General features: G+C 46.2%; 17 protein-coding genes and 1 pseudogene. 5 read left to right on the top strand and 13 right to left on the bottom strand.

Annotation, left to right across the window (positions count from 1 at the left end; translation table 11 throughout):
* Position 1: 1 nt before the first annotated feature.
* From ACTO17_RS08995 to rsxC, 3 genes are all read right to left on the bottom strand, one after another.
* The gene (locus tag ACTO17_RS08995) at positions 2-613 is read right to left on the bottom strand and encodes an RnfABCDGE type electron transport complex subunit G (protein ID WP_482557699.1); all 612 of its coding nucleotides are present in this window, start codon (positions 611-613) and stop codon (positions 2-4) included.
* A gap of 1 nt (position 614) precedes the next feature.
* The gene (locus ACTO17_RS08990; protein WP_482557698.1) at positions 615-1,547 is read right to left on the bottom strand and encodes an RnfABCDGE type electron transport complex subunit D; all 933 of its coding nucleotides are present in this window, start codon (positions 1,545-1,547) and stop codon (positions 615-617) included.
* A gap of 128 nt (positions 1,548-1,675) precedes the next feature.
* Positions 1,676-2,995 carry an electron transport complex subunit RsxC gene (gene rsxC / locus ACTO17_RS08985; RefSeq protein ID WP_482557697.1) on the bottom strand — a complete coding sequence of 440 codons (1,320 nt, stop codon included), beginning with the start codon at positions 2,993-2,995 and terminating at the stop codon, positions 1,676-1,678.
* A 465-nt stretch (positions 2,996-3,460) separates the two neighbouring features.
* On the opposite strand from rsxC, the gene ACTO17_RS08980 reads away from it, so the two are divergent.
* The 4 genes and pseudogenes from ACTO17_RS08980 (at position 3,461) to ACTO17_RS08965 (ending at position 5,593) form a co-directional block, all read left to right on the top strand.
* A complete protein-coding gene (locus ACTO17_RS08980; protein WP_482557696.1) occupies positions 3,461-3,790 on the top strand; it encodes a hypothetical protein in 330 nt (109 codons plus the stop codon).
* A pseudogene (locus tag ACTO17_RS08975) lies at positions 3,778-3,900 on the top strand (Ig-like domain-containing protein); the annotation flags it as partial. The gene ACTO17_RS08980 and the pseudogene ACTO17_RS08975, both read left to right, overlap by 13 nt.
* A 63-nt stretch (positions 3,901-3,963) precedes the next feature.
* Positions 3,964-4,233, top strand: coding sequence for an Ig-like domain-containing protein (locus tag ACTO17_RS08970; RefSeq protein WP_172539492.1), 270 nt, complete (start codon positions 3,964-3,966; stop codon positions 4,231-4,233).
* Positions 4,234-4,468: 235 nt separating this feature from the next.
* The gene (locus tag ACTO17_RS08965; protein WP_482557695.1) at positions 4,469-5,593 is read left to right on the top strand and encodes a ribonuclease H-like domain-containing protein; all 1,125 of its coding nucleotides are present in this window, start codon (positions 4,469-4,471) and stop codon (positions 5,591-5,593) included.
* A gap of 68 nt (positions 5,594-5,661) precedes the next feature.
* Here the strand turns inward: ACTO17_RS08965 and treC are convergent, their stop codons facing one another.
* Together treC and treP are read right to left on the bottom strand one after the other, a co-directional pair.
* Positions 5,662-7,302 (bottom strand): alpha,alpha-phosphotrehalase, encoded by a 1,641-nt coding sequence (gene treC, locus ACTO17_RS08960; RefSeq protein ID WP_482557694.1) that lies wholly within the window; start codon positions 7,300-7,302, stop codon positions 5,662-5,664.
* A gap of 77 nt (positions 7,303-7,379) precedes the next feature.
* Positions 7,380-9,431 (bottom strand): PTS system trehalose-specific EIIBC component, encoded by a 2,052-nt coding sequence (gene treP / locus ACTO17_RS08955; RefSeq protein WP_482557693.1) that lies wholly within the window; start codon positions 9,429-9,431, stop codon positions 7,380-7,382.
* A 211-nt stretch (positions 9,432-9,642) separates the two neighbouring features.
* Here treP and treR point away from each other — a divergent pair, with 211 nt between their 5' ends.
* The gene (gene treR, locus ACTO17_RS08950; protein ID WP_482557692.1) at positions 9,643-10,368 is read left to right on the top strand and encodes a trehalose operon repressor; all 726 of its coding nucleotides are present in this window, start codon (positions 9,643-9,645) and stop codon (positions 10,366-10,368) included.
* A 177-nt stretch (positions 10,369-10,545) separates the two neighbouring features.
* Here treR and ACTO17_RS08945 read toward each other — a convergent pair whose 3' ends face one another.
* The 8 genes from ACTO17_RS08945 to ACTO17_RS08910 all read right to left on the bottom strand — a co-directional run bounded on the left by ACTO17_RS08945 (position 10,546) and on the right by ACTO17_RS08910 (position 18,994).
* Positions 10,546-11,319: a CheR family methyltransferase gene (locus ACTO17_RS08945; RefSeq protein WP_482557691.1), complete on the bottom strand. Its 774-nt coding sequence runs from the start codon at positions 11,317-11,319 to the stop codon at positions 10,546-10,548.
* 132 nt (positions 11,320-11,451) lie between these two features.
* Entirely contained in the window at positions 11,452-12,549 is a 1,098-nt protein-coding gene (gene rpsA, locus ACTO17_RS08940; RefSeq protein WP_482557690.1) for a 30S ribosomal protein S1, read from the bottom strand.
* A complete protein-coding gene (gene ispH / locus ACTO17_RS08935; RefSeq protein ID WP_482557689.1) occupies positions 12,530-13,387 on the bottom strand; it encodes a 4-hydroxy-3-methylbut-2-enyl diphosphate reductase in 858 nt (285 codons plus the stop codon). Before ispH ends, rpsA begins: the two co-directional genes overlap by 20 nt.
* 45 nt (positions 13,388-13,432) lie before the next feature.
* Entirely contained in the window at positions 13,433-14,134 is a 702-nt protein-coding gene (gene cmk, locus ACTO17_RS08930) for a (d)CMP kinase (protein WP_482557688.1), read from the bottom strand.
* Positions 14,135-14,163: 29 nt separating this feature from the next.
* A complete protein-coding gene (locus ACTO17_RS08925; RefSeq protein WP_482557687.1) occupies positions 14,164-15,402 on the bottom strand; it encodes a BaiN/RdsA family NAD(P)/FAD-dependent oxidoreductase in 1,239 nt (412 codons plus the stop codon).
* Positions 15,399-16,286, bottom strand: coding sequence for a MurR/RpiR family transcriptional regulator (locus ACTO17_RS08920; RefSeq protein ID WP_482557686.1), 888 nt, complete (start codon positions 16,284-16,286; stop codon positions 15,399-15,401). The genes ACTO17_RS08925 and ACTO17_RS08920 overlap by 4 nt, the downstream gene beginning before the upstream one ends.
* An 86-nt stretch (positions 16,287-16,372) precedes the next feature.
* Complete coding sequence (locus ACTO17_RS08915) at positions 16,373-17,788, bottom strand: oxaloacetate decarboxylase subunit alpha (RefSeq protein WP_482557685.1); 1,416 nt, start codon at positions 17,786-17,788, stop codon at positions 16,373-16,375.
* 57 nt (positions 17,789-17,845) lie between these two features.
* The gene (locus ACTO17_RS08910; protein WP_482557684.1) at positions 17,846-18,994 is read right to left on the bottom strand and encodes a sodium ion-translocating decarboxylase subunit beta; all 1,149 of its coding nucleotides are present in this window, start codon (positions 18,992-18,994) and stop codon (positions 17,846-17,848) included.
* Position 18,995 lies beyond the last annotated feature (1 nt).

Here is an 18,995-nt window from a genome sequence, read left to right as displayed (position 1 = left end):
ACTAGTTACCTCCCTGCAAAGCGCTTCTGAAGTACACCAGACATGCATTTACGCCGTTGGTGACTGCTCTGGAAGAAATGGTAGCTCCAGTAACCGCCTGAATCTCATTTTCAGCCGCCGGAGCTGTCTTTACAACAGAATAAGTCTCTTCGGACTTCCCTTCAAACTGGGAATAGAACGGCTCCTCCTGCACCAGTACGCCAAGGCCCGGCGTCTCGCTGATGGCCGTAATGGAATAACCGTTTAACGTCCCGTCATTCTGGATGCCCACGGAAAAGGAAATATCTGCCTGGCTTCCTTCATGGGAAGTCACATTGATCACATATCCAAGCACATTGCCGGAGCCGTCCAATGCCTTGTTAACTGCCGTAATCTCATCTTTGGAAAATTCGCTTGCCGCAATAATCTCTGCCGCTTTCGCTGCATCAAAATTCTCATCTTCTTCAAAAGAAGCTGCATCTGCGAACACTACTTTATATGCCTCATCCAATGCGGCTTTTTCTGCCGCTGCAATGGGCTCCTTGGTAATATCGTATACCACGCCCAGCAGAAATCCCAGCACTAAGGTAAAAGCGGTTAACACCAACGCATCATGTACAATCTTCTTATTCATGCTATTTTACCTCCTTTTTCTGGCCAAACGCCCTTGGAATGGTAAATTTCTCAATGATTGGAACCAGAAGGTTGCCTAAGATAATTGCAAAGGAAACGCCTTCTGCATTGGCCCCGAACAGACGGAACAATCCGGTGAGAATTCCCAGAACAATTCCGAATACCACTTTTCCCATGGGGGTGATGGGGGAGGTCACATAATCGGTCGCCATGAAAAATGCTCCCAGCATCAGTCCGCCGCCGCAGAGATGAGCGGTAAGATAGGTCACGTCAAAGCCATGGCCGCCGAACAGAAGCACAAATACGCCGAAGGAAAGAATATAGCTGGCAGGAATGGTTAAATCAATCACGCCCATCAGAATCAGGAAAATTGCCCCGATTAAAATCGCAATTACACTGGTCTCACCGATGGTTCCCGCTGTGGTTCCCAGAAGCATTTTCATGGTATCCACGCTTTCGCCGTTTTTTAAAAGAGCCAGCGGCGTAGCGCCTGTTACGCCGTCATAAGTAAAGCTGGTCATAGTCCCTGCAAAAGACACAAGCAAAAAGCATCTGCCGCCCAAAGCCGGGTTCATAAAGTTCTGTCCAAGACCGCCGAACAGCATTTTCACAATGACAATAGCAAATACGCTTCCCAAAACCGCCTGCCAGATGGGCAGGGTATGGGGCAGGTTCAGCGCCAGCAGCAATCCGGTCACTACTGCGCTGAAATCATTGATGGTACTTTTTTTCTGTATCAGCTTCTCAAAGATCCATTCTGAAGCCACGCAGGTTGCAACACATACTAAAATCAATATCAACGCCTGTAACCCAAAGTTCCAGATACCAAATACGCTGGCCGGCAGCAATGCAATTGCCACGTAAAGCATTATTTTGGCAGATGTATCTTTGGAACGAATGTGGGATGACGATGATACATTATACATATCACTCACAATAAGACACCTCTTTCTTCCTAATTTTATAAAGGTATCACGCGCATTTTCGTGCACTTCGTGCTGACGCGTGAGCTCGCAATCAACTTACCTTCTAAATTGGCTGCAAATTATTTTTCGTAAATCAGCTATTTCTTTCTCCGCTCTGCAAGAATCTGTTTCTTCATGGTACGGATGGACTGTGCCAGCGGAATTTTGGCCGGACAGATATAACTGCAGCTTCCGCATTCGATACATTCCATGCCGTTCCACTTCTCAAAGCCTGCCATATCCCCGTAACCTGCCATTTTTGCAAGCCTTGTGGGAATAATCTGTTCCGGACATGCGGATACGCAGCGGCCGCAGTTGATGCATGCCGTAGTCTCGCTTGCCGCCACATCATCTTTGGCAAGGCAAAGCAGGGAGGAAGACGTCTTTGTCGTTGGAATGTCCAGTCCGAACATGGAGAATCCCATCATAGGCCCGCCGGAAATAATCTTCTCAGGCTGCACCTTAAATCCGCCTGCCGCTTCCAGTACTTCTCCGTAACTCATGCCAAGGCAGATATCGAAGTTCCCCGGCTCTGCCACTGCATCTCCTGTTACTGTAAAAATACGGTTCATCACAGGCTTGCCCAGTTTTACTGCCTTATAAATCGAAATCAAAGTTTCCACATTGTCCACAATACAGCCTGCATCAGCGGGAAGCATGGTGGAATTGATTTCCCGGTGGGTGGTGGCGTAAATCAGCTGACGTTCGCCGCCCTGGGGGTATTTTGTCTTTAACGGACAGACTTCCATACGGGGTTCATCCTTCGTTAACTCCTGCATTTTGGCTATGCAGTCCGGCTTGTTGTCCTCAATGCCGAATAAACCTTTGGCATGATCAAACAATTGAAGGACAATGCGCATTCCTTCGATCAGCTCTTTGGGATTCTCCAGCATACGCCGGTAATCCGCTGTCAGATAAGGCTCACATTCCGCACAGTTTGCGATTATGTACTCAATTTTATCCGGTTCTTTGGGTGATAACTTCACATGGGTCGGGAACCCGGCTCCGCCCATTCCCACAACCCCTGCCTCTTTCACTTTTCCAATAATCTCTTCTTTGGAAAGAGCAGTTACATTTTCGGTGGGAACGTACTCCACTTCCTTCATCTCTCCGTCATTTTCAATAATGATGGAATTAACCATATCCCCTACTGCACCCCTGCGCGGCTGAATTGCCTTCACCTTGCCGGATACGGAAGAATAGATCGGCGCTGATACAAACCCGCCTGCCTCTGCAATCTTCTGTCCCCGCAGCACGGTGTCACCAACAGCTACCACCGGACTTGCCGGCGCCCCAATATGCTGAGAAACCGGAAATACCAACTCATCCTTGGGTAATAGCTCACGTATTGGCTTATCTTTGGAAAATTCTTTTCCATCGTGCGGATGGACACCGCCCTTAAATGTCATAAGACCCATTTTTCGTGCCCCACTTTCTTTAAAAATATTTTTAAGGAATGAAATAAAATATATTCATGTCATTCCTAAGTCCAGCCTTCTGCATGCTTGCGCAGACTGCTGTCCATCTTAACTGAATATATTTTATGCCTTATGATAAATCATAAGTCAATAATTTTGATTATAGCACATTTTATTATCTGTAGCACGTCTTTTTTCGATAAATTTGTACTTTTTTCAGCACAAACTGCCGGACCGGCGCAGGGATTCCCGGAAAAATGCACAATTCCGGGAATTCCGAGAATATCAGGAAATTTCTTCCATTTTCCACGCACCTGCAGGAGCAGAAAAACTATGCCGGATTTCCTGCTAATTTCCTGCTAAGCTCCTTTTGTTTTATTGCCAGAAATTGGAAACCTCAGTATACTTTAAGTAGTATTTCGGGGTATGCGATACAGAAAAAATCATACGAAAAGGAGTATTGATATGAAAAAAAGGAGAAAAATCATCAGCTTTCTGCTAACCCTTTCACTTGCATTGGGCTTATTCTGCTCTGCTCCCTTGGGTTGGGAACAATCTGCAGAAATCCAGGCTGCCCAACTGCCGACGCCCACCGGAGACACATCCGGCACATGCGGAGCGAAGGGAGACAATATCGAATGGGAACTGATCATAGATCCGGACGGAACAATCTACCAGGATGAAAGCCGCACTGCAGCCTCCGACTCTCCTGTCTGCTATGAACTGCAGTTGACCGGAACAGGCGAGATGGAGCAGTCTTTATTTTCGTCCAACGATAGCCCCTGGTTCAGTTAGGCGAAACCTACGCACTGAAAGCAGCTGCCCTTCCTGCAAACGCTTCCGACAAAAAGCTGCGTTACACCGCTTCCAATAAAAAGATTACCGTCAGCGCAGCCGGTAAGATTACCGCTAAGAAAACCGGTTCTTCCAGGATTACCATTCAGTCCTCCAACGGAAAAACCGCCGCCGTGCAGATTACCGTTAAGAAAAAACCCGGGAAGATCAAGCTGAACGCCAAAACCAAGACGATCCGGGCCGGTTGGAAATTCCAGATAAAAGCAAAGTTCCCCAAAGGAACTGCAAGCCACAAACTCACTTATTCTTCCAACCGAAAATCTGTGGCCACCGTATCCTCCACCGGGAAAATCACGGCCAGGAAAAAGGGAACTGCCATTATTACCGTTAAAACTTATAATGGGAAAAAGGCGAAGATGAAGATTATTGTGAAGAAGAAATAGTTTCCTTACAAGCGTACATATTTTGTCAAGTGATTTGCTATTTTCTTTAGAGCGAAGTTTTTATATTTGGATACGGACGGAACTATAGATTGTTCGTTCCAGTTTAAAGTGACCTGCCAAAATTAAAAAGATTCTTAACAGGAATTACAGAAAATCTTGCAGGAAAAAATTGAAAATCCAGATAATCTATCCTATAATAACATGATATGACAAATCCAAGGAACGGAGGCCCCCTATGAAAACCTGGCAGACAGAACTGATATCCTTTACTGATAATCCTTATATCGCTGAATACTTCACCCCATCCTCGGTTTTTTTCGATATCGAAACTACCGGATTTTCCGCTGCCCGCTGCCAGGTATACATGATAGGATATGCCCATCTGGCAGGAGATCAGATTTGCATCACCCAGTTATTTGCGGAAAACCTTTCGGAAGAACCGGAGATACTCTCCGCCTTTCTGGATATTTTATCCTGTTACGACACCCTGATTTCCTTTAACGGCACAGGCTTTGACGTGCCGTTCCTGAAAAGCCGCTGCGCCCATTACAAACTGCCGGAACATCTGGATTCTTTCCGGCATATTGACATATACAAGCAGATTTCCGGCTGCAAAAACATTCTGAACCTTCCCAACCTGAAGCAGAAAACCCTGGAAAAATTTCTGGGCATTGCAAGGGAAGATGTATATTCCGGCGGAGACTTGATTTCCATCTATTCAGAATATGCAAACAAGGATGGCGCGCAGGCCTCCGTTTCTTCTGAGGAAGCCTGCGCGCTGTTAAAGCTGCATAATTATGAAGATATGGAAGGAATGCTGAAGCTTCTTTCGTTACTTGCCTATCCCCGCTTTTTTGAAGGGCATTTCCAGGTCTCCTCCTGGGAAACCCACAGCTGGAACACCTACGAGGGCGCAGAAGGCCTGGAACTGATTCTGTCCCTGGAGCCGGAGCTTCCTCTGCCGAAAGCCTTTGCCTGCAGCCTGGGAAATCTCTATATTTCAGCCTGCTGCAGCCTGATAAAGCTGCGTATTGAGCTTTTTACCGGGGAATTGAAATATTTTTATCCGGATTACAAAAACTATTATTACCTTCCCATGGAAGATACGGCCCTCCACAAAAGCGTTGCCGCCTATGTGGACAGAGATTACCGCGTCCAGGCCACTGCCGCCACCTGCTACTGCAAAAAATCCGGCCGGTTTCTGCCCCAGTACCAGGAATTGTTTGTTCCTTCGTTCAAGCAGGAATATCAGGATAAAATTTCCTGGTTTGAACTGACAGAAAATTTCACCGGCAATAAGGATACTCTGAAAAAATATGCCGTGCATTTTATAAGTTGTTCCTTTTCCCTTTATGGATAATTTCTTTGCCGTATTACTTATTTTGGGTCATAAAATTATTTTTTGATATTTAACCGCCGGAGTAATAACTATCCCTTCAGGAATATCAAACTCTCATAAGGTCTGAGACTCTTAATTTCCATTTTTTCCTGCCGGGGATAATTGCCGAGCAAATGGCGGTATCCTGTGAGGGCAAATGGTTCCTGCAAATCAACCTGACTTTCTGTAAAGTTATTCAGCACAAGAAGCTCCCGGCCTTTGAACCGCCGTCTGTATGCAAATATCTCCGGCTGTTCCCGATACAGAAATTCAACTGAACCCTCTTGAATTACTTCATACTGTTTCCGCAAAGCCACAAGTTTTCTGTAATAATGCAGAATGGAATCCATATCCTCCTCTTCTGCTTTTGCATTGAGGTAAGAGTAGTTTTCTGGTATCGTAATCCAAGGCTCATGAGTGGAAAATCCTGCATATGCCCCAAAATCCCACTGCATCGGCGTTCTTCCGTTGTCCCTGGAGCGCTGTCCCAGGATTTTCAATGCTTCCTCCTCAGATTTGCCCTTTTTCAGCAAAATGTGATAATAATTAATGCTTTCTACATCCCGGTACGAATGGATATTGCCATATCCCGGGTTTGTCATACCTAGCTCTTCCCCCTGATAAATATAGGGAGTTCCCCGCAGCATATGGATACAGGCTGCCAGCATTTTTGCCGAGGCCTTCCAGTACTTTTTGTCATCTCCCAGTCTGGATACAATTCTGGGCTGATCATGGTTGCACCAAAACAAAGCATTCCATCCGTTCCCTTCTTCCATTTCACACTGCCAGGTTTCCAACAATTCTTTTAATTTCCGGTAATCCGGCTTTGACAGCTCCCATTTCTCCCCATCTTTATAATCCACTTTCAAATGATGAAAATTAAAACACATGGACAATTCCTTTTCCTTGGGATTAGAATACCGGATGCAGTGCTCCAGGCTTGTGGACGACATCTCTCCAACGGTAACCATATGCCCGATCCCGGTATCCGCCGTCAGCTCCTTCAGATATTCATGAACCCTGGGCCCGTCGGAATAAAATCTTCTGCCGTCCCCTTGGGCGTCATCCTCAAAAATCTCCGGTTTTGAAATCAGATTGACCACATCAAACCGAAATCCTTTTACGCCCTTTTCTTTCCAAAACCGGATAATATCCTTCAGTTCTTCCCTTACCCTGGGATTCTCCCAGTTCAAATCTGCCTGTGTCACATCAAACAGGTGCAGATACCATTTCTGCAAAGAGGGAATATATTCCCAGGCAGAACCGCCGAATTTGGACTGCCAGTTGGTGGGAGGCTCCCGGGGCGTTCCTTCTTTAAAAATATAATAATCCATATAATCTTTTTTCCCGGACAATGCCTTCTGAAACCATTCATGCCGGGTGGATGTATGGTTAAATACCATATCCATCATAATTCTCATGCCCCGTTTTCCTGCCTCTGCAATCAACTCTTCTGTATCCTCCATTGTGCCGAAGGCCGGATGAATCTTCCGGTAATCCTCTACATCATACCCATTGTCATTCATGGGCGAGGCAAAAAAAGGTGTGCTCCAGATATAGTCAACCCCAAGGCTTTTGATATAATCCAGTTTCTGTATGATCCCCCGGATATCCCCAATCCCATCTCCGTTGCTGTCACAAAAAGATTTGGGATAAATCTGATAAATCACGCTTTTCTTAAAATTTTCCATAATTCCCTCTTTCTGAACGCTCCCGCCGCCATAGACGGAAGCGTCCTTTCCATTTTATGAAATTACCGTATTCCTGCCTATTCAAACACTGCCACTGACGTAATCCCCGCTTCTCCTTTTATTCCTGTCATAAACCGGAGATTCTCTGCGCCGGCCGGCTCTGTAACAATGCAAACGGTAACGTCTCTGTGCCCGGCCGCTTTGATTTTATCCCGGTCAAACTCAAGCAGAGGCGTTCCGGCCGCTACTTTCTGCCCTTCTGACACCAGATAACGGAAACCGTCTCCGTTCATATCCACAGTGTCAATCCCTACATGAAGCAGCAGTTCCATTCCGTTCTCCAAGGTCAGCCCGCAGGCATGTCTGGAATCCTGCATCAACACGCTGACAAGGGCGTCTGCAGGGGCATACAGCAGATTGTTTTCCGGTATGATTGCCATTCCCTCTCCCATAATTCCTTCGGAAAATACGCCGTCATTTACTTCCTTTAATTCAATGACTTTTCCAGTGAGAAAAGCTTTTAATTCTTTTTGGGAAATTCCGGCTTTTTCTTCTCCCAATTTTGCTTCTCTTTCCTCTCTTTTTCCCTCTCCGCTTCCCTGTTCTGCTTCGTTTCCATCTCCGCTTCCCTGTTTTGCTTCGTTTTCCTCTTTTTTTCCATCAGATCTTTTCACTGCTTGTTCCGTGTAATCTTCTGTTCCTTTTTTCTCAGCAGGCGCAGGCTTTGGAAGCTTCCTTCTGCCCACAAGAACTGTCAGCGCAAACGACACAGACACCGATATAACCATGCAGATTGCAAAGCTCCCCATATATTCTGTCTGAATAGACAGAATTCCCGGCAGGCCGCCTACGCCGATTGCATTTGCCGTTGTTCCCGTTGCCACACATACCACTGCCGCACAGGCAGAACCAATCATTCCGCAGACAAAGGGATATACATGCTTCAAATTCACGCCAAAGATGGCAGGTTCCGTCACTCCCAGATAACAGGAGATGCAGGAAGGCACATTTACTTCCTGGGCCTCTGCGTTTTTCCGCTGCAATACCGCCATGGCAAGAACGGCGGAACCCTGGGCTATATTAGAAAGGGCAATCATCGGCCACAGCATCGTTCCCTCATAATCTGCAATCAGCTGCAAGTCTATGGCATTGGACATATGGTGAAGCCCTGTAATCACCAACGGCGCATATACAAATCCGAAAACTGCGCCGAAAATCACTTTAAAAGAACCTGTAATCCCTGCATAAACCACAGAAGAAATGGCAGAACCTATCTTCCATCCAACAGGCCCCAAAACAAAATGCGAAGCGATAACCGCCAACAGCAAACTGCAGAAAGGCACCACAATCATGGAAATCACCTGGGGCGTTATTTTCCGGAAAAATTTCTCCAGATATACAAGGGTAAAAGCTGCCAGAATCGCCGGAATCACCTGAGCCTGATATCCAATCATATTAACCTGAAAGAATCCGAAATCCCAGACAGGAATTTCTTCTGCCCCGGCCACCGAATAAGCATTGAGCAGCTGCCCGGAAACCAGCGTCAGACCCAGGACAATCCCAAGCATCTGGGTGGTTCCCATTTTCTTTGTAACAGACCAGCAGATTCCCACCGGAAGCATATGGAACACCGCTTCTCCAATCAGCCACAGGAAGCTGTCAATTCCCGCCCAGAACTGGCTGATATCGCATAATGTTTTCGTTCCGTTTTCAAACAAATACAGGCTGTCAATACAGTTTCGGAATCCCAGAATCAAACCGCCTGTAATGATTGCCGGAATCAGCGGGGCAAAAATCTCAGCCAATGCGGTAACCATTCTCTGCATCACATTCTGGTTCTGCTTTGCGGCATTCTTCACCGCATCCCTGGACACCCCCTCTAATCCTGACACAGCAATGAAATCATTGTAAAAATCTGCCACCGTATTCCCGATAATCACCTGAAACTGGCCTGTCTGGGTAAAACTTCCCTTAACAATTTTCATCCCTTCAATTTGCTCAATATCTGCCTTTTTCGGCTCATGGAGCACAAACCTCATACGTGTCATGCAATGGGACACCGCTGCAATGTTCTCTTTACCTCCCACATACTGCAGCAGCTCTCTTGCATCCTCTGCATACTTACCCATTTTTTACCTCCTGCTACTTTTAATTTTATCTTGTTCATACAAGTTGTTGTATCTTTTATATCATACTTGTTTAAACATGTCAATACTATATTGAAAATTTGTTTAAACAAGTTGATTCTTCCAATTTCCTTTTGCCGGAATAAAATCTTGACAATCTTCCGTTCCATACTATAATAAACATAGATGTTCAAACAAGCAGGAGCGATATATTATGCCAAAAACAAAATACACTGATATCTATCGGGATTTGAAAAGCAGAATAGAAGCCGGAGAATATGAATTTCAGGAATTGCTGCCCTCTGAAAACCAGCTGATTCAACGCTATGACTGTTCCCGCAACACCATACGCAGGGCCGTCAGCGCCCTGGTCACAGACGGTTATGTACAGACCATGCAGGGAAAAGGCGTGCGCAACATTTTTCAGCCAACTCTGCAGACTTCATTTACCATTGGCGGCATTGAATCTTTTCAGGAATCCGCCCTCCGAAACTGCCAGGTTCCCAAAACAGAGGTGCTGTGCTTTACTGAAATCACCGCAGACACAAAAATTTCCAACCGGACAGGCTTTCCGATTGGAAGTGAATTATATTATCTTCAGCGCCTCCATTATCTGGACGGAAAAGCCCTGATTCTAAACCATAATTATTTTCTGAAACACGTAGCTGTCAACCTTACCAGAGAAATTGCAGAACATTCGATTTATGAATATTTGGAGCAGACTCTGCATATCTCCATCGTGACCAGTAAGCGGATTATGACCGTGGAAAAAATGACGGAAATTGATGAAAAATACCTGGAGCTGGGAGACTATAACTGCCTTGCTGTGGTCAGCAGCCAGACCTACAACAGCGACGGCATTATGTTCGAATATACCCAGTCCCGCCACCGCCCGGATTATTTCCGGTTCCAGGATAACGCAACGCGGCGTGTTATTTAACCGAAGGTTCTGATTTCTGAATCATGCAGCAGGGCGTATCCTATGACTCCGGCTCCAAAATAACGCAGCACAGCGTATCCTATGACTAAATGTTCGGGTTCCGGAAGGCACAGAAAAACATACCATAATCAAACAGACGCACGGATATTCTCCATGCGTCTGTTTCACGTTGCAATCTTACACTTTCTGAAAAAAGAAAGACTGCTTTCTCTGATAATTCAGTTCTCTGTAATTCATAATCTGCTCTGTACTGCCAATAAACAGAATTCCGTCCTTGGTCAGCGCAGCATTAAACTTCTTATAAATCTCTTCTTTCGCGTCCTCTGTAAAATAAATCAGCACGTTTCTGCATACAATCAAATGGCATCCCGTAGGATAAGGATCTTTCAGCAGATTATGCTCTTTAAATTCCACCTGACGCTTGATTTCGTCTGCAATCTTGTAAGAATTGCCCACCTTGGTAAAGTATTTCTTCTTAAATTCCGGCGGAACAGCGGCAATACTCTTCTCATTATACAGACCCATTCTCGCCTTGTCCAACACCTGCTTATCAATATCTGTAGCCGTAATCTTAATTTGATTGATCGGCATATGCTTTGATAAAGCCATAACCAGGGAATAGGGCTCATCCCCTGTGGAACAGGCTGCACTCCAGATTTTCAGACTCTTTCCAAACCGCTGAATCAGTGATGGGAATACTTCCTTGTCTAAAATTCCCCACTGTTCCGGATTCCGGTAAAATTCTGATACATTAATTGTCAGGAAATTTACAAACTGCTCAAATTTCTCTGCATCCTTCTTAATCAATGCCACATAGTCTTTGTAACTTGTAATATTATTCTTAGAAATCAGCGTCTCAATCCTGCGCTTCATCTGTTTCTCTTTGTAAGCATTCAGATCAATCTTGGTTAATGTAAAAATATCTTTCTTGAAATCCTCATATCCAACCATGCCAGCTTCCCCTATTCTTCTAAAGATTCTTTCATATCTGCTCCTGCAGCTTTTTCTGCAGGACAAACACGAACTTATCTACAGATTTCTCATGTCCGCTCCCGCAGGCTCTCTGCCGGAGCAGACAGGGTCTTATTCTTCTACAGATTCTTCTGCGTCTTCCTGTACTTCTTCTGTGGCAGACAGCAGCGCTTTGATGCTCAGGCTGATTTTCTTATCTTCTTCATTGAAATCCACAATCTTAGCTTCGATTTCCTGCCCAATGTTCAGTACATCAGAGGGCTTCTCCACATGCTCTCTGGAAATCTGGGAAACGTGCAGCAATGCGTCCACGCCGGGAGCCAACTCCACAAATGCGCCGAAATCTGTCATTCTGGCAACTACGCCTGTAACAATATTGCCTACTGCATATTTAGACGCCGCGTCTTTCCAGGGATTCTCATCTTCAAATTTCATGCTCAATGCAATCTTATTCTCGTTGATGTCTTTGATGAATACTTTTGCCACGTCGCCTACTTTAAATACTTTTCTGGGATTCTCCACTCTGCCCCAGGACATTTCGGAAATATGAAGCAGACCGTCAGCTCCGCCCAGATCGATAAATGCGCCGAAATCTGTTACATTCTTAACTGTTCCTTCCAGAACGTCTCCTACATTGATTCTCTCAAAGAGAGCCTTCTGCAGTTCTGCTTTTCTTGCAAGAAGCAGTTGCTTCCTGTCTCCGATAATTCTTCTTCTGCGGGGATTGAATTCTGTAATCACAAACTCGATATCCTGATCTTTGTATTTGCCCAGATCCTTTTCGTATGTATCGGATACCAGACTTGCAGGAATAAAGATTCTTGCTTCATCAACCACAACGCCGAGACCGCCGTCTAATACCTGCGCTACTTTGGCAGTCAGTACTTCCTGCGCATTAAATGCCTCTTCCAGACGCTTGCTTCCCTTTTCAGCAGCAAGCCGTTTGTAGGTCAGCATCACCTGACCCTCACCATCATTTACTTTCAAAACCTTGGCTTCCATGGTATCACCCACGGATACAACGGTAGTCAGGTCAACATTCGGTTCGTTTGTATACTCATTACGGGTAATAATTCCATCGGATTTGTAACCAATATTTAAGATGATCTCGTCTGGTTTCACATCAATAACGGTACCTTCGACTACCTCTCCATTCCTTATTGTTTTAAATGATTCTTCCAGCATTTGTTCAAAACTCATTTCTGACATTTTTTTGAACCTCCTCAATAATTTTGTTTGGGGTAGAAGCCCCTGCGGTAATACCTACGCTATTAATGGACCGTAATTTAGACAAATCCAAATCCTCCAGTGTCTGTATATAGCAAGTATTTTCACATTCTTTTTTACATATTTCAAATAGCTTTTGCGTATTGGAACTGTTCTTTCCTCCCACTACAATCATGGCGTCCACCTGCCGGGAAATTTCTTTCGCCTCAGCCTGCCGTTCCTGTGTGGCATTGCAAATCGTATTTAAAACAATTATATCATAACCTTTTTTTTGAATAATTTCAACTAGTTCTTTAAATTTCTTGTTGTTAAATGTCGTTTGGGACACAATACATACCCTTTTTTTCCCTTTCAGGGTAAATTTTTCCGCTTCCTCCCCGGTAAAAATCACCGTAGTCTCTTCCGGACGGCTGCTCCAGCCCTTAATTCCTTCCACTTCCGGATGGCTGCCGCTGCCAATAATTACTATATGATATCCCTCCCGGCTGTGCTGCTCCACAATCCGGTGTATTTTCCGCACAAAGGGACAGGTGGCGTCCACATAGGGAATTCCTTCTTTTTCCAACAGTTCATAAATCCCTTTTCCCACGCCGTGGGAACGGATAATCACGGTTCCGTCCCGGCAGTTTTTCAGCTCCTCAGGCGTCTCCACCACCCGAACTCCCTTCTGTTCCAGATCATTCACCACTTCTTCATTGTGTATGATGGGGCCGTAGGTGTAGATTCTGCCGCTGCTTTGCCTGGCCTGCTCATACACCGTATCTACCGCACGTTTTACGCCGAAGCAGAATCCGGCGCTTTTTGCAAGAATTACTTCCATTCCTAAAAAATCCTTTCACAGAACTGCCCCTGCAGCCTGTCTGTTCTAATCTTTCACAGAACTGCCTCCGCAGCCTGTCTGTTCTAATCTTTCATAGACCAGCTCCAGAATCCGCTCGGTCACTTCCTGGATCGTCATATCGGAGCTGTCGATCAGCACCGCATCCTCTGCCTGGCGCAGCGGGGAAATCTCACGGTTCATATCCTGCTCGTCCCGCTTTGCAATATCCGCGCAGATGGTTTCCAGGCTGCAGTCTATGCCTTTTTCCTGTAGCTCCAGGAAACGGCGTTTTCCTCTGGTTTCCACACTGGCTGTCAGATAAATTTTCACCTGAGCCTCAGGCAGTACGCTGGTTCCGATATCCCTGCCGTCCATAATCAAATCCGAAGTCCGGGCCATTGAACGCTGAAGTTCCGTCAGTTTCTCCCGGACGTTTCGGTAAATACTGATGGCGGAAGTCATTTTCCCCACTTCTTCAGTGCGAATCCGTCCGTTTACATTTTCTCCGTTTAAAAATACCTGCTGTTCTCCCTCTTCCATGGAAATGGAAACTGTGATTTCCTCACAGGCTGCGTTGATGGCCGCTTCATCCTCTGCCCCAATACCTTTCTCCAGAATGTACAGAGCCATAGCACGGTACATGGCCCCGGTATCCACATAAATATAAGATAACGCCTCTGCCGCTTTCTTTGCAATCGTGCTTTTGCCTGCCCCGGCAGGGCCGTCAATTGCGATATTAAATGCCATATTTTCCTCCATTCTTTTTCACATGCCCCTTATGGAATGCTGTCCCCCGCCAGATATCCGGTGGACCAGGCAATCTGCAGATTAAATCCCCCGGTCAGAGCGTCCAGATCAAGCACTTCTCCGGCAAAATACAGTCCCGGCACCAGTTTTGATTCCATGGTAGAGGGATTTACTTCCCGGACAGAAACGCCGCCTCTGGTAATAATGGCTTCATTAAAATCCCGAAACCGGGTCAGCGTCACCGGAAATGCCTTGATTAATTCCACAAGCCCCAGACGCTCCTCTCTGGTAATTTCATTTACTTTTTTATCGGGACAAATTCCGCTTAACATAAGGATTACCGGTATTAATTTTGCCGGGAACAGCTTTCCCACCGCATTTTTAAACTGCCGGTTCTGATTTTCTTCAAAATCCCGCAGAATCCGCTTGTCCAGCTGCTCCCTGGTCAAGGCAGGCTTCAAATCAATTTCCATAAACAGGGGCATCTTGTCCATATAATCATTCACAATGCCGCTGGCGCTTAAAATCAAAGGGCCGCTGACGCCATAATGGGTGAACAGCATTTCTCCGAATTCCTCATATAAGACCTTTTTCTCTTTTCGGATGCGCACCTTTACATTCCGAAGAGAAAGTCCCTGCAGGTCTTTGATCCATGGCTCTGCCGCCTCCAGCGGCACCAGGGAGGGCCGCAGTTGTGTCACGGTATGGCCCAGGCTTTCTGCAAACCGGTAACCGTCTCCGTCAGAGCCTGTAGACACATAGGAGCAGCCTCCGGTGGCAATAACTGCCGCATCTGCCCCAAGAACCGTATGATCCGCCAGTCTGACGCCGGAAACTCTGCCTTTTTCCGGTTGTTCTGTCAGAATCTCTTTTACCTGGGTGTGCAGACGCACCTCCACTTTTTCTTTTTTTAATATCTGCTGAAGCGTCCGTATCACATCGGAAGAATGATCAGAACTGGGAAATACCCTCTCTCCCCGCTCGATTTTCGTGGCGAGCCCGTAAGACTCAAAGAATGCAATGACCTGTTCATTGGTAAAACTGTAAAATGCGCTGTAAAGGAATTTGCCGCCCCGCATCACCTGTTTAAATAACGCTTCTGTTTCGCAGGCATTGGTAAGGTTGCATCTGCCTTTTCCAGTAATATAAATTTTTTTCCCAAGTTTTTCATTCTTTTCCAGCAACAATACTTTATGGCCTTTTCTGGCTGCCCAGATTGAAGCCATCATGCCTGCCGCCCCGCCGCCCACTACAATTACTTTACTCATATGCACTCCATATAATTAATCTCATCGTTCCCATACACCTGATAGTCTTCCCAGACCTGCTCTAACAATTCCAGATTCTCTGCCACATCCTTCTGCCGCTTCATGCAGACTGCCATAATCAGTGCATTGATCAGGCTCAAAGGCGCCACTAAAGAATCCACAATGGCGGACATGTCGCTTTTTGCAATCAGATTGCAGGAAGAATAGAGGTTCATGGGAGAATGTACGCTGTCTGTCAGCGTAATTACGCCGGCATTCCTGCTGTTGGCAAGCTCCATGGCCTTTAATGTCCGCAGGGAATACCTGGGAAAGCTGATTCCAATCATCACGTCCTCCTTACCGATACGCACCATCTGCTCCAACAATTCACTGGAGCTGCTGGTGTGAATCAGCCGCACATTGTCAAACATGAGATTCAAATAAAAAGCCAGAAATTCTGCCAAAGGACTGCAGCTTCTCACTCCCAGCACATAGATATGCCTGGCGTTTAATATCATCTCCACTGCCAGCTCAAACGCCTGCTCGTCAATATGCTCCAACGTATGCTTAATCCGTTCCATATCTGACTGCAGCACTGTTTCCAATATCTCAGACCGGGCAATTCTCCCATAAACATCTTCCATCCGATGCACCGCATGAAGCTTGCTGCGCACCAGCTCCTCTAACGCCCGCTGAAATTCCGGATATCCTCTGTATCCCAAATGTGCGGCAAAGCGAACCACCGTAGACTCACTGACGCCTACCGTCTGTCCAAGCCTGGCAGCCGTAAGAAAAACCGCTTTGTCATAATTATCTGTAATGTAAGCAGCAAGAAGCCTCTGTCCTTTGCTCAGGCTTCCATACCGTTCATTGATCCGATTCAATAACTCGCCTGCGCTGCCCATTTCCTTTCCCTCATCACTTAAAATTTCGAAAATTCCTCCTGCGCGCTTACGCCGACAGGAGGAATTCTATGATATGCAGCCGATTTTTATACTGGGTATGCCCCGTTCTTTGTGTCTGCAACGGTAGCGTCTACCTTCGTCTGCTGCGCTTCTCTGTATTTGAAAAATTCAGTTGCAACCTGCGGGAACAATGCATAAGAAAGCACATCCTCGTCCTGCTGCTTCCACTGTTTCATCTCTTCTTCAATCTTATGAAGCTCCGGCTCTAACAGGTCTGCATAACGGCAGGTAATAGCATTTTTCTTATCCTCGCCCAGTACCTTGTCAATGATCTCCGGATTGAAGGGTTTTACTGTCTGGCCGTATTTGCCCAGCAATACGTCCTTCGTCTCTTTGGTGGCAACCTTGTAGCGTTCTCCCATCAATACGTTAAATACAGCCTGCGTACCTACGATCTGGGAGGATGGAGTAACCAGAGGCGGCTCGCCCAGGTCTTTTCTTACCCGCGGAATCTCCTCCAGCACTTCCATATACTTGTCTTCTGCGTTCTGCTCTTTCAACTGGGATACCATGTTGCTGAGCATACCGCCCGGCACCTGGTACAGCAAAGTCTGAATATCCACGCCCAGCACCTTGGGATTCATCAGACCGCTCTTTAACGCTTCCTCTCTCATGGGGCGGAAATAATCTGCGATTTCTTTTAACAGCATCTGATCAAAGCCCGGGTCCATCTCAGTTCCCTTAAAGGCCTCCGCCATAACTTCCGTTGCCGGCTGGCTGGTGCCCAGCGCAAAGGGTGACATTGCCGTATCGATAATGTCGCAGCCTGCTTCCACTGCTTTCATGTAGGTCATGGAAGCAACGCCGGAAGTATAGTGAGTATGAAGCTCAATGGGGAGACTGGTGGCTGCTTTCAGGGATTTCACCAGTTCTTCTGCCTTATAAGGGGTCAAAAGACCTGCCATATCCTTGATACAGATGGAATTTGCGCCCATCTCTTCAATCTTCTTCGCCATCTCTGTCCAGTATTCCAGCGTATATGCGTCTCCCAATGTGTAGGAAAGAGCAACCTGTGCATGACCTTTTTCTTTGTTGGTTGCGGTAACTGCAGTCTGCAGATTGCGCAGGTCATTCAGGCAGTCAAAAATACGGATGATATCAATTCCGTTTGCAATGGATTTCTGTACAAAATACTCTACCACGTCATCTGCATAAGGACGGTAACCCAGAATATTCTGTCCCCGGAACAACATCTGCAGCTTGGTGTTCTTAAATCCTGCTTTTAATTTCCGCAGACGATCCCAGGGATCTTCCTTTAAGAAACGCAGGGATGCGTCAAAGGTAGCTCCGCCCCAGCACTCTACGGCATGATAGCCTACTTTGTCCATTTTATCAATAATCGGCAGCATCTGTTCTGTTGTCATACGGGTGGCAATCAGAGACTGATGTGCATCTCGTAATACGGTTTCGGTAATCTTAACCGGTCTTTTATTCTCAGCCATGACTTATCCTCTCATTCTGCCGCCTGGCGGCTTCTTAAAAATATGTTCAAACTTCTCTTAAATACCAAAGATTGCCATAAATACTCCGGCTGCTACTGCAGTACCGATTACTCCGGCAACGTTGGGTCCCATTGCATGCATCAAAAGGAAATTGGTGGGATCTTCCTCTGCGCCTACCTTCTGGGATACACGGGCAGCCATAGGCACTGCGGACACTCCGGCAGAACCAATCAGAGGATTGATCTTTCCTCCGGTAACTTTGCACAGGATTTTTCCAAAAAGAACGCCTGCTGCCGTACCGAACATAAACGCGATCAGTCCAAGGGCTACGATCTTTAAGGTAGTAATATTCAGGAATGCTTCTGCACTGGTGGTTGCGCCTACGGAGGTTCCGAGCAAAATAACTACAATGTACATCATTGCATTGGAAGCTGTCTCTGAAAGCTGACGAACCACGCCGGATTCACGGAACAGATTTCCCAGCATCAGCATACCAACCAAAGGAGCTGTGGTAGGCAGAATAATACATACCACTGCAGTAACCACAATCGGGAACAGAATCTTCTCTAATTTGGACACGGGCCTTAAGTTCTGCATCTTAATGGCGCGTTCCTGTTTGGTGGTAAACAGTTTCATAATGGGCGGCTGAATAATCGGCACCAAAGCCATATAGGAATAAGCTGCCACCGCAATGGGACCCATCAGTCCCGTCTGGCCTAATTTTCCTGCCAGGAAGATAGAAGTCGGGCCGTCTGCGCCGCCGATGATGGATACGGCTGCCGCTGCCTTATCGTTAAATCCTAACAGAATCGCCATAAAATATGCGCCGAAAATACCAAACTGCGCTGCCGCTCCAAGCAAAAAGCTGATAGGATTGGCAATCAGGGGACCAAAGTCCGTCATCGCCCCTACGCCCATGAAAATCAGGGATGGGAGAATGGACCATTCATCCAGGGAATAGAAATAATAAAGTAAACCACCTACGCCATTGCTGGTCTCTTCCGGTGAAGCAATAATATCCGGATAAATATTTACCAGTAACATACCAAACGCAATCGGAACCAGTAACAGCGGCTCAAATCCCTTCTTGATTGCAAGAAAGAGAAATACAAACGCCACCAGGATCATAACATAATTTCCCCAGGTCAGATTGAAGAATGCTGTCTGGTGCAGGAGGTTTGATAAAGTTTCTCCTACGTAACTCATA

It is taken from the genome of Petralouisia sp., assembly GCF_056822245.1.
This window is presented reverse-complemented; position numbering and strand designations above follow the sequence as displayed.